13 protein-coding genes and 1 riboswitch are annotated in these 11,395 nt (G+C 48.8%); of the genes, 6 read left to right on the top strand and 7 right to left on the bottom strand.

Annotated elements, in window-relative coordinates; genetic code table 11:
* Positions 1 to 13: 13 nt before the first annotated feature.
* From G548_RS19195 to G548_RS0108475, 5 genes are all read right to left on the bottom strand, one after another.
* Positions 14 to 157, bottom strand: a complete 144-nt coding sequence (locus G548_RS19195) for a hypothetical protein (RefSeq protein ID WP_022793728.1) — start codon at positions 155 to 157, stop codon at positions 14 to 16.
* 21 nt (positions 158 to 178) lie between these two features.
* A riboswitch (purine riboswitch) is annotated at positions 179 to 279 on the bottom strand.
* 31 nt (positions 280 to 310) lie between these two features.
* On the bottom strand, positions 311 to 2,458 hold the full coding sequence (locus tag G548_RS0108460; protein ID WP_022793729.1) for a transglutaminase TgpA family protein: 2,148 nt from the start codon (positions 2,456 to 2,458) through the stop codon (positions 311 to 313).
* Positions 2,459 to 2,473: 15 nt separating this feature from the next.
* Complete coding sequence (locus tag G548_RS17720) at positions 2,474 to 3,658, bottom strand: DUF58 domain-containing protein (protein ID WP_022793730.1); 1,185 nt, start codon at positions 3,656 to 3,658, stop codon at positions 2,474 to 2,476.
* The gene (locus G548_RS0108470) at positions 3,655 to 4,614 is read right to left on the bottom strand and encodes an AAA family ATPase (protein WP_027847294.1); all 960 of its coding nucleotides are present in this window, start codon (positions 4,612 to 4,614) and stop codon (positions 3,655 to 3,657) included. Before G548_RS0108470 ends, G548_RS17720 begins: the two co-directional genes overlap by 4 nt.
* Before the next feature lie 89 nt (positions 4,615 to 4,703).
* Positions 4,704 to 5,153: an Lrp/AsnC family transcriptional regulator gene (locus G548_RS0108475; protein WP_022793732.1), complete on the bottom strand. Its 450-nt coding sequence runs from the start codon at positions 5,151 to 5,153 to the stop codon at positions 4,704 to 4,706.
* Between the two features lie 153 nt (positions 5,154 to 5,306).
* Between G548_RS0108475 and G548_RS17725 the strand changes: the two genes are divergently transcribed.
* Positions 5,307 to 5,942, top strand: coding sequence for a YitT family protein (locus G548_RS17725; RefSeq protein WP_022793733.1), 636 nt, complete (start codon positions 5,307 to 5,309; stop codon positions 5,940 to 5,942).
* A 33-nt stretch (positions 5,943 to 5,975) separates the two neighbouring features.
* Here G548_RS17725 and G548_RS17730 read toward each other — a convergent pair whose 3' ends face one another.
* Together G548_RS17730 and G548_RS0108490 are read right to left on the bottom strand one after the other, a co-directional pair.
* Entirely contained in the window at positions 5,976 to 6,548 is a 573-nt protein-coding gene (locus tag G548_RS17730) for a Fic/DOC family protein (RefSeq protein WP_022793734.1), read from the bottom strand.
* A 1-nt stretch (position 6,549) separates the two neighbouring features.
* Entirely contained in the window at positions 6,550 to 6,756 is a 207-nt protein-coding gene (locus G548_RS0108490; protein WP_022793735.1) for a hypothetical protein, read from the bottom strand.
* Positions 6,757 to 6,987: 231 nt separating this feature from the next.
* On the opposite strand from G548_RS0108490, the gene G548_RS17735 reads away from it, so the two are divergent.
* The 5 genes from G548_RS17735 to G548_RS0108515 all read left to right on the top strand — a co-directional run.
* Positions 6,988 to 7,896, top strand: a complete 909-nt coding sequence (locus tag G548_RS17735; protein WP_022793736.1) for a VOC family protein — start codon at positions 6,988 to 6,990, stop codon at positions 7,894 to 7,896.
* A 214-nt stretch (positions 7,897 to 8,110) separates the two neighbouring features.
* Positions 8,111 to 9,151 (top strand): FecCD family ABC transporter permease, encoded by a 1,041-nt coding sequence (locus tag G548_RS0108500; RefSeq protein WP_022793737.1) that lies wholly within the window; start codon positions 8,111 to 8,113, stop codon positions 9,149 to 9,151.
* Entirely contained in the window at positions 9,152 to 10,186 is a 1,035-nt protein-coding gene (locus G548_RS0108505) for a FecCD family ABC transporter permease (RefSeq protein ID WP_022793738.1), read from the top strand.
* A 29-nt stretch (positions 10,187 to 10,215) separates the two neighbouring features.
* Positions 10,216 to 11,025: an ABC transporter ATP-binding protein gene (locus G548_RS17740; RefSeq protein WP_022793739.1), complete on the top strand. Its 810-nt coding sequence runs from the start codon at positions 10,216 to 10,218 to the stop codon at positions 11,023 to 11,025.
* Positions 11,026 to 11,114: 89 nt separating this feature from the next.
* On the top strand, positions 11,115 to 11,395 hold a 281-nt coding region (locus G548_RS0108515), incomplete at its 3' end, for a helix-turn-helix domain-containing protein (RefSeq protein WP_022793740.1).

An 11,395-nucleotide genomic window follows, 5' to 3' on the forward strand; every position in this document is an offset into this window, starting at 1 on the left:
TTCAAGGTTCACTTTAAAGGAATGCCTGCTTCCGGGCAACAGCCTGCATGGATTGCCAGTTCATCCGCACGTAAAATACTCTCCCAGAAGCCGGCTCTCTGCAGAACAAAAAAGCTGCTTTCGCATCATATACGAAAGCAGCTCTGACCGAGGACATACGGCGGAACTCCTGCCACCGTCTGCCCTTCACTGCCCTCGTAGTCCAGCCATTTTCCGGCGGCCGGGTAGAAACATTCGGGCCTGATCCCAAACTATACGAGGTATTCACCTGTAAACATAAAATAAATTCTAACAGTCGGCTCAGTGCCGGTCAAGAACGGACTTTCTTTACCAGTCGTTTCCATGCCGTGACTGTTTCCGACCCGGCTTCGTTCCCGGTTTTACGCCCGTAATAAAGACGTTCGTATTTCTTTGTCAGCTGCTCCATCTCCCCGGTGCCGTAGAGGTCATTCACCCGCACAGCAAATTCCCGCAGCGTTTCTCCTGCATTTCGTTTCACACGTGCTGTCTGCAGCAGCCGCAGCAATGCCTGGTAAGCACTTTGAAATTCTTCATCGGAATGCATATGCCGGTATTTGAAAAGAAGATAGCTGGCCAACAGCTTTTTCCGGAAAAGCCATCCAGCTCCAAGGAGGATAACAGTCACTGCAAAAAAGGGCCACAGCGGAAGGCTCCAGTCAATGCCAGCGCCGCCGGAGGTATCCTCCTGCTCTTCTTCCCCCTCTTCCTCTGTTTCAGGAGCCGCTTCTTCAGGGGCGGATTCCTCTTCCTCCGTTTCCTCTTCTTCAATTTCGGGTGCTTCTTCCGAGGCTTCATTATTTTCATAAGTGTAATTAAACTCTGAAGAAAAACCTTTCGTCGGTTCAAACGGCACCCAGCCTACTTCAGGAAAATACACTTCCACCCAGGAATGCGCATTTTCATTTGTAACCTCTACCTGATTTTCATCGCCCGGTGCCTGGTCACCTTCTGTGAAGCCTTTGACCCAGCGCGTCGGTATATCCAGTGTCCGGAGCAGCACCGCCATCGAAGTCGAATAATTATCACAGTACCCGGTCCGTGATTCAAACAAAAACTGGCTAACATAATCTCCGCCTTCCGATGGAGCTGGAATGTCTGTGGTTTGATAGGAGAAATTCGGGCCGCGCAAATACCTTTCCACGGCTCTGGCTTTTGCATAGCGGTTGTCGTCATCTGCTGTAAGATCTTCGGCAAGCTCCTGAATTTCTCCCGGAAGATCGTCCGGCAGCTGTGTAAAGTATTCCGTGACTTCCTCCGGGTCTTCTGAATCATCTGTAACTGCACTCATCTGCTCTACGGGGAAGTCTGCGGTTTCATACGCTACCGTATAATTAGTTAACGACGCCGGCTCCCCGCCAGTCTCAAACTCTACCTGGGTGGTCCAGGCGTCCACCGAGGTTTCTATGTCTTCTTCAATAGAAAGAAACGACCCCGGATAAAAGGCAAAACCAAACTCCTGGGCTTCTGCCATTTCAATATTTACTTCCTGTTCTTCTGTCTCGATGCTTTCACTGTACAGGCCAGCCTCAGAAGCCGTTTCATCAGGGGCATCTATTTCCCATCCAAGACCGGTGTATACATTTTTAGCTTCGCCTCTCCAGTAGCCGTCAATATCTCCGGAGGCAGTAAATACCGGCATATCACTCATCTGAAATCCGCCGCCCAGGCGTTCATCGGTATTGTCATAGCCAATCTTCTGCACGCCCTGACTGCTCCCGGTGCTGCTCTCTCCCCACGTTAAGAACGGAACGGGATCAGGCCAGCGCGGTTCGCTTTTGGGGGCAAGCACTCCAACGCCACCGGCAGTAATTAAAAAACCAGCCATAATCAGCGCCCACCGGAGAAAAATCTTCCTTTGTGCCCCTCTGTCTTCCGCCCGCGATACAATACGGTCCCACTGAAGCAGCCCTAAAAGCAAAAATCCTATAACGAACGTACGGATTATCGCAAACATTCCATTGTATTCGAAAAAAGTATCCATTACGCCAATATAAATAATCGTAAACGTCAGGAAAAATAAAATCCGGCGGGACTGTACCACCCAGAAATAAATCAGATAGCTCATAATAGCAAGCAGAAGCATAAATAAAATACTGCGGAACATATCTGTCAGAGCGTACCACTGGCCGCTGATAATATAACCGACATTTGTCTGCACTTCCGCAGCCAACGAAATCAGCCAGCTTAGCTGCAGCAGGGACTCCTCATAAAAAACAGTGTTTATGCCCGTCAGTATAATCAGCATTACGCTGCCAAGAATCGCCCACCAGGACAGCTGCAGATAAATTACGATAAAAAAGGCGGCAGAAACAACCATAAATACGGTCACTGATCCTGTCCCGGTAGCTTCCGGCAAAGGCAGCAGCCATTCTGCCAGCAGAAAATAACCAAGAATATAAACAATCAATTTTTTCCAGGTATGCTCCGGTTTAATCAAATAATTATGCCTCCTCTACAAAACTTCAAAGCCGGCATCACCCGGCTGCACATAGTATATATGAATATTGGCGTGCCGCAGTGCTTCTACACCATCGCGGCGGGACAACCCGCTCTCATCAGGAAGCAGAGCTACAATAACAGACCGTTTCTGTCCGGCCCACTGCTTTAATTCTTTAATTCTAATATCTGAAAGCGCCGGGGTAATATAAATCAGTGCTTCGAACCCAGGGGACTGACGTAAAAACGGCGAAGCTGCTGTTTCTTTATTTAATTCCACATACGCCAGGCTCTGATAAATACGCTGAAAATGCTCTTTCGAGGTACCGGGCTTCTGCAGGAGCTGCTCGGAAGCAGTAACTCCGTAACCCACAGGCATTTTCATCTGGTAGGCGTACTCCATTAAAGAAGCAGCAAATTCCACCGCCGTTTCAAATGGTTCAGACGTTACATCAGCTGCGTTTTCAAGCAGCAGAAAATAGCCCTCTCCTTTTTCGGCTTCAAATTCTTTGGTGACAAGCTTTCCTGCCCGGGCCGTTACCTTCCAGTCAATATTTGCCATCCGGTCCCCCGGTATATAATCCCTGACCCCTGCGACGTTAACGGATTCATTTTGTATCCGCTGGGACAGCGAGACTGCTTCCGAGGAGTTGTCTGCCGTGGTATTCCAGTTCGCTAATTTTCTCATTCTTGGAAGCACTACTACCGTGGAAGAAACCAACAAATCGTAATCTTTCTCCACAAAGCCAAACAGATCGCCGGCACGGACGCGGAGATAGTCGATGGTATGCTTTCCCCTTCTTCTGCCCCTAAGGCTGTAGGAGTAGGACGCCTCCCTCTGAAAAAAAGGGAAAATCAACGCTTCAGCCGACGTTTCCCAATCCCGGAGCCCGTAAGGCTGGTGATCCCGGATCTTCACATACATAAGCGGAAGCGGAATTCTTTTTTTTAATGTGACTACAGCTTCAGCGTGACCGTTAAAGGAAAGCATATCAGCACTTAGTCTGCGTTCAGCCTTTAAGGAACGGAGCGGATAAATTAATAATAATAATTGCAGTACTGCAAGGGTTGTTACACTGTAAAATAAAAACCAGCTGACAAATCCTCCTTGAAACATAGCGTAAATAAATAATACAGCTAATGCAGCCAGAACAGCTGCCAGCTGCATTACTTTTCTTCCAATCTTTAAAAACCGATTCATGGGCGTACCGCCGAATCACTGTCCGATGCCGGTACACGGACACTTGATAAAATGTCCCGCACCACGGTCTCTCCGTCTTTGTCCGCCATCTGCTGGTCTGTCTGCAGAACAAGGCGGTGCCCCATGACAAACGGCGCAAGATACTTTACGTCATCCGGGGTCACGTAGTCTCTTCCTCTCACAAAAGCATATGCCTGCGAGGCCTTCATCAGCGCAATTGACCCCCTTGGACTGACCCCAAGATAAATATCGCGGTGATTTCGGCTTTCCCGCACAATAGAAACGATATACTGTTTCACTGAATGGTCCACATGCACGTCTTTCACGAGATCCTGGGCTTTCAGGACGTCTTCAAGACTCATGACGGATGAAAGCTCGTTAATCGGATGTGTGAATTCCACGCGCTCGAGCACCTCTATTTCCTGTTCTTCTGTCGGATAGCCAAGCCGGAGCTTAAACAGGAAACGGTCGAGCTGTGCTTCCGGTAGAGGGTACGTCCCCCCGTACTCTACCGGATTCTGTGTGGCCATCACAAAAAATAAACGTTCGAGGTTTCTCGTTTCGCCGTCCACCGTCACACTTTTTTCCTCCAGCGCTTCGAGAAGGGCTGACTGCGTTTTCGGGGAAGTACGGTTAATCTCGTCAGCAAGCAGAACGTTTCCCATTAATGGGCCGGGCCGGAATTCAAACTCCATCGTCCGTTGATTATATATAGACACACCTGTAACGTCTGATGGGAGAAGATCCGGGGTGAATTGTATTCGTTTAAAACTCGCGCCAATGGATTTGGCAATTGCCCGCACCATCATCGTCTTGCCCACTCCGGGCACATCTTCAAGCAGGATATGCCCGCGGGCCAAAAGCGCTGTCAGGCTTAATTCGATTTCAGCTTTTTTTCCGACCACGACCTGCTGCACGTTTTCGATGACACGCTGCAACGCTTCACGTTCGTTCACCAATATCTTTCTCCCCCTACTGTATATGCTCTCGCTCTGTAAATCATATTAATCTTATCACAGTTACCCACCCCTAGAAAGAAAACCGACTATTCCTGCTCCCGTTTTTCCGGCAGTATTTTCCTTCTCTCCACCGGCGATTTCAGCACAATCGACGTATTAATATTTCCATAGGAGATCAGGGTATCAACAAGCTCTCTCAGGCTGTCCATTCCTTCCACCGCTGCTTTAATAAAATAGCTCACTTCCCCGGTCACCCTGTGGCATTCCAGTACCCGCGTGTCCTCTGCAATCATCTTTTCAAAACGGGGAATGGTGTCCTTTAATTCGCTCACCTGGATCATCAGAAGCGTATCCCGACCCACAGCTTCCGGAGAAACAACAGCACTGAAGTGATCAATAATCCCTTTCTCCTGCAGCCTCATCATTCGCTCAGAAACGCTTGGACGGCTTAAATTTAATTTTTTGGATAAATCACTTACCGATATCCTTCCGTCCTCCTGAAGTATTTCGAGCATTTCGATATCAATATGATCCATTTAAATGCACTTCACCTTTCTTTTTGAATGCTAATAATCAAATATGTATTCATTTTTAACGATTTTCAAGATATTATCCTTCATATAATTATTCAGCCATGGATTATTTTTTCTTATAATAGAAGTAACCTATTGTTGAAGGAGAGACGACCGTTGATAAACATAACCAATATACTACAAGTCCTGGCCGGATGTTTGTTAGCTGCCTTTGGCATTACTCTGCTCCAGCACGCTGGTTTAGTCACCGGAGGCACCGCAGGCCTTGCGCTCGGCTTAACCTACGTCCTGCCGCTGTCTTTTTCAGCAGTGTTTTTTATAATCAACCTGCCTTTTTACGTGTTTTCTGTTGTGCATATGGGATGGAAATTCACGCTGAATACAATCGCTGCAGTATCCCTGCTTTCTGCCCTGACAAGCCTGGATTACTTTCTTCCTGCTTTCAGTATTCACCCGGCTGCCGGGGCCATTTTCGGCGGTGTCAGCATCGGAGCTGGCATATCGGTTTTATTTATGAACAACACCTCGCTCGGCGGAGCTAACATTCTGGCGTTGTTTCTTCAGCGCCGTCTCCAGTGGAACCCCGGTAAAGTCAATTTATCCTTTGATATACTGGCTGTGGCTGTGGGACTCGCTTCTGTCGGCTTAATCGCCGGCGCTTACTCCACAATCTCTATTATCGCTACTGCTTTTGTACTCAGTATAGCTAAAGGAAAAATCGCCGCTTCAAGACCCGTTCCTAAAGCGAAGCCACGCTCTTCGCGCCAGGGAGCACTGATCGAAAAACAATAAATCAAAAGCAGCTTCCCGCAGGAGGCTGCTTTTTCAGCTTTCAGTCAGTGCCTCCACCAGTGCTGCGGCTGCTTTCTTTTCATCATCAGCTACAGAGGCTTCAAATAGCTTTTCCTGCTGGAGCGGAGTATACTTCATGTCGAAGCCGTGGTGCCAGGCAATCTGCCGAATGAATTCCCGCTGCGTTCGGCCATTCCCTTCCCGGAACGGATGAATATGATTAAGGTCATTGTAAATTGGGGCAAATGCTTCGGCAAAAGCCTTCCTGTCCCTGTACGTCATTTTATTTTTTGCCTGTACAGAGTCCCTTAGATGACGAAGACCTCTATCGATAAACGCTGCAGGCAGAAATGACGTATGCCCTTTTGCAAGATCCACCGTCCGAAATTCTCCGGCCCAGGCGTAAACATCAGAAAACAGCCGCCGGTGAATACGCCGTATATGCTCTTCATCAAAGGAGCCAAGCACCTTTTTTGCTGTCATCATCTGCTGCAGGCGGTACGTTGTAATAATCTGTTCGATTTTCTTTGCTTTGGCTGCTTCCCGAAAATTCATTTTGTTTATAAGCACTCCGCTGTCTCCATACGTGTAATAGGATTCGCTCATATTATAAACGTCCTTCCGCTACAGAAGCTGTCACTTCTTTAATCGTCATTTGCCCGTCGCGGAGCTTCCGCACGGCTTCGATATCTTTTTCTGAAAACACAAACCCTTCTATTTCTGCAGAAACAATCGCATTCTGAAGCTCCCGTTCTTCGGGGGTATCCAGGAAATCGTATTTGTCTATTGCGGACGATCCGTGTTTTTCATGCATTGTTTGCCCTCCCCTGCCTGTAATGAAACAGTTTTTGCTTTCTTCTCGTTTCCATTTACTCTCTCCTGCCCAGAACAAAAGAAAATCTTTTTTGCACGTTTTTCAGGTGTCGCTTCTGTTAGTATCATTTTGGATACTATACCACTTTAAAGTGGGTACTTCCATGCGTGAGCCTCCTGCTAGTATGATGAAAGCTGCATACTATAATAAAAATAAGAGGAGTGTTTACGCGTGACTAATGTGATTGATCCCGCTGTTTCTGTCGGCCCTGTGCAACTTAGAGTTCAGAGTATCAGCCGGGCCGCTGCCTATTATGAAAATGTCCTCGGACTCCGGATGCTCGGACGCTCGTCTTCCACCGCTGTTCTCTGCGTGCCGTCTGACGGCACGCCTCTTGTCATGCTCCGGGAGGTGGAAGGTTCGATCACTCCCCCGCGCACGCATGCCGGCCTCTACCACTTTGCTCTTCTTGTTCCGGACCGTGCGTCCCTGGGGGCCTTCATCCGTCATCTGCACAGCACCGGCGAGCAGTACGGAGCCTCCGACCACAGCGTCAGCGAAGCGCTCTATCTGACGGACCCGGATGGAAACGGCATCGAGGTTTACCGTGACCGCCCCCGGACAGAGTGGAACTACGACAGTAACGGATTTGTCCACATGACGGTTGATCCCCTACATGAACATCAGCTGCTTCAGGAGGGAAAAAATACTCAGTGGCACGGTGTGCCGGCCGGGACCGTGATGGGACACGTTCATCTTCATGTGCACGATATGAATGAAGCTTATCGTTTTTATGTAGAGGTGCTGGGATTCGACCTGGCCGCCGACCCGCAGAAATTCCCTGCTTTTTTTGTTGCCGCCGGCGGCTATCATCATCATATCGGCCTTAATCCATGGGCCGGAGCCAGGGCTCCTAAAGCATCCATACGAAACACCGGCCTCGACATGTACACGATTTTGCTTCCTTCTGCCCGTGCTCTCGACCCCGTCGCCGAACGGCTGGAGGCAGCCGGCTACCGGTTTCACCGCGAAGAACATGCCCTTTATGCCACCGATCCTTCGGGCATTGTCGTATGCTATACTGCAATTGCTCCGGATGCCGTCCTGTCCTCTGCCCAGATGACCCGGCTGACCGAATAAAAATCACTTTTCACTGCTATGCAAGTTTAAAAATAATCAACTGACATAACTTTTAAGCACATCCTGCCTTCTTTCGGAAAGGGCCGGATGTGTTTTATTTGCACTGCTTATACAGGAAAACATGGACAGAAAGAAGTACAGCTGATATGATAAACATTGATTGATAATGATTATCACTACTGAATGATTTTTTAATGTTGAAAGAGGATATAACATGCGTCAACAAACGGAATCTTCCACCTATAAAGACGATATTACTTCACGTCCTGTAACAGCTGTACTAATGTTTATTGCCGGCCTTCCTATACTTGGATTTATTTTTTTGCTTTCGATTTCTGTCGGTGCTGCAGACGTGGAAATTGGTACTGTTTGGAACGCATTGTTTCACTATGACGCTTCCTTGAATGATCACGTAGTTATCCGGGAGCTTCGTCTCCCGCGGGCCGTTGCAGATATTTTTGTCGGCGCCTGCTTTGCCGTAGCCGGAGCTATTATGCAGGGGATGACAAGAAATCCACTGGCCGAATCCGGGATTCTTGGCATCAATGCAGGTTCAATTTTTATGGTGGCAGTCTGTTTTGCGTTTCTGCCGGGGCTCACTTATAACCTGTTGATAGTCTTTTCTTTTTTAGGGGCAGCAATCAGCATGGGACTGATTTTTGGGATTGCTTCGCTTTCACGCATCGGCCTGACACCTCTTCGCATGGTGCTTGCCGGGGCGGCGATTAACGCCCTGTTTACGGCGTTAAGTGAAGGCATCGCCATTCACTTTGACCTCAGCCAGGATATTGCTTTCTGGTATGCCGGCGGATTGTCCGGCGTCCGGTGGGAACAGTTGCTGCCAGCCCTCCCGTGGATGGGGGGAGCGCTTATATTTGCGGTTGCCCTCTCGAGCTCTGTCACTATTTTAAGCCTTGGGGACGATATCGCTTCAGGTCTTGGGCAGCGTGTCGGCCTGATTAAACTGCTATGCACACTTGCCGTTTTGTTTCTCGCCGGCATTGCCGTATCCATTGCGGGTCCTATCGGATTTGTCGGTCTCGTTATCCCTCACGTAGTCCGTTTTTTTGTTGGAGTCGACTACCGGGCGATCATTCCGTGTTCTATCGTGGTGGGCGGAATTTTTATGTCGCTTGCCGATATCGGTGCCCGGATTATCAACCCACCGTACGAAACCCCTCTCGGCTCTTTATTCGCGCTTATCGGTGTGCCTTTCTTTTTATACATTGCACGCCGCGAGAGGAGGGAGCTTTAAATGCAATCTATATTTTCCGGCGAATGGGAACGAAAACGCCGTAGAAGGCGCATTTTAGTATTCAGCCTCCTCGCCATTCTCATATTTATCGTGCTGCTGTTCAGCATGAATTCCGGGGTTACCCCGTTGGGCCCGCTCGAGGTGTTAAAGACACTCTTCGGGTTTGGGGACAGTAATCAAAATCTCGTACTATTTCAGTTCCGCCTGCCCCGGATCGTGCTCGCTCTTCTTGTCGGGGCGGCTCTTGCCGTTTCAGGCTGCGTGCTGCAGGGAATCTCCCGTAACAGCCTGGCAGACCCGGGTATTCTTGGCATTACTACCGGAGCAGGATTGTTTGTAGTTTTATATATTTCGTTTTTCAGTTCGATTGATGCCGCTTCTCCGTATCTGCTTCCGGTATTCGCGCTTGTGGGCGGCCTGCTCGCTGCAGCATTAATTTATATTCTTGCCTACGACCGGCAGCTCGGTCTCGTGCCAATGAGAATGATACTGACCGGTATTGCAGTAGCTGCCGGGCTGAATGCACTGATGACTGTTCTCATGCTGCGTCTGCAGCCGGAACAGTTTGACTTTGTCGCTATATGGCTGGCTGGAAGAATTTACGGCTCCACCTGGCCTTATGTATATTCGTTTCTTCCCTGGTTTATTATTTTGTCGATTTTCATTTATTACCGTTGGCGCGCCCTCGACACCCTTACCTTCGGCGAACAGATGGCAAAAGGGCTCGGCCTCCGGGTGGAAAAAGAACGCCTTTTACTCACCTTCGCCTCAGTGGCGCTTGCAGCATCGGCAGTTTCTGTCAGTGGCGGGATTGGCTTTGTCGGACTGATTGCTCCTCACATAGCACGGAGGCTGATCGGTCCGAATCATGCGCTCGCCCTCCCTGCTTCGGCACTTCTCGGAGGACTTCTGCTTTTATTTGCGGATACGCTCGGCCGTACTATTATTCAACCGTCGGAAATTCATGCCGGGATTGTTGTGGCGGTTATTGGCGCTCCTTATTTCCTATACCTGCTTGCCAGAAGCAATGTCTAACTTTATTACCCTGAAAGGATGTTTATGCGATGATCGAAACAGATCAACTCCATATTGGTTATGATCAGCAGACAATCGTAAACGATTTAAATATTGAGATTCCTTCTGGTAAAATTACCGCGCTTGTCGGCGCAAACGGTTCCGGAAAGTCAACCATTTTAAAAGCCCTCTCAAGGCTGATGAAGCCTTCGAAGGGCGTCGTTTACTTAAACGGCAGCTCCATCCACAGCCAAAAAACAAAAGAACTCGCCAAGCAGATGGCCATTCTTCCCCAAAATCCCGAAGCACCGCAGGGCTTAACGGTTACGGAGCTTGTGACATATGGGCGGGCTCCCCATCAGCGCGGTTTTGGTTCCTTAAAGGCCCATGATAAAGAAATGATCGGCTGGGCAATTGAAATCACCGGCATGCGCGAATTCGCCAACCGCCCGATTGATCATTTATCCGGCGGACAGCGTCAGCGGGCATGGATCGCCATGGCTCTGGCCCAGGAAACCGAAACCCTGTTTTTAGATGAGCCTACCACCTTTCTTGATATGGCCCATCAGATGGAAGTGCTGAACATCCTTGAAAAACTGAACGTACAGGAGCATCGGACCATCGTGATGGTCGTGCATGATTTGAACCATGCCAGCCGCTATGCTCACCATATTGTTGCCATCAAGCACGGTAATGTCGTAAAGACCGGCACCCCTCACGAAGTAATGGAAGCAGGCATTATCGAAAAAGTGTTTGGCATTAAAAGCGATATTATTAAAGATCCCCGTTCCGGCATGCCACTCTGCCTTCCTTATAATTTATGCGAAGAACAGGCAGCTTCCCCAATATTTGGATCCTAAAAAGAGAGCCGCGCATTATTTATGATATGCTCCCCTTTAAGTAGACAGATGAAATAAATCATCTGTTTTGCTTAGAGGGGAGCATTTTTATGCCTTATCGAGGATATACGACCGAGCAGAAAATAGAAATCATCCACGCTTTTGATCAGAGGACAATGAATATGGCTGAGTTTTGTCGTCATTGGGACATCAACGAAAAGACGTTAAGGGGATGGATCGATCGGTACGAACGCCATGGAGCCGAAGCGCTGACGAAAGCCACCCAGTGGAAGCGGTATCCCCCGGAATGGAAACAAGAAGCTGTGGAAGCGTACCTGAATGAGGGGATATCCCAGCGGGATATTATTAACCTCTACGGCATTTCGAGTAG

It is taken from the genome of Marinococcus halotolerans DSM 16375 (assembly GCF_000420725.1).
Lineage (GTDB): Bacteria > Bacillota > Bacilli > Bacillales > Marinococcaceae > Marinococcus > Marinococcus halotolerans.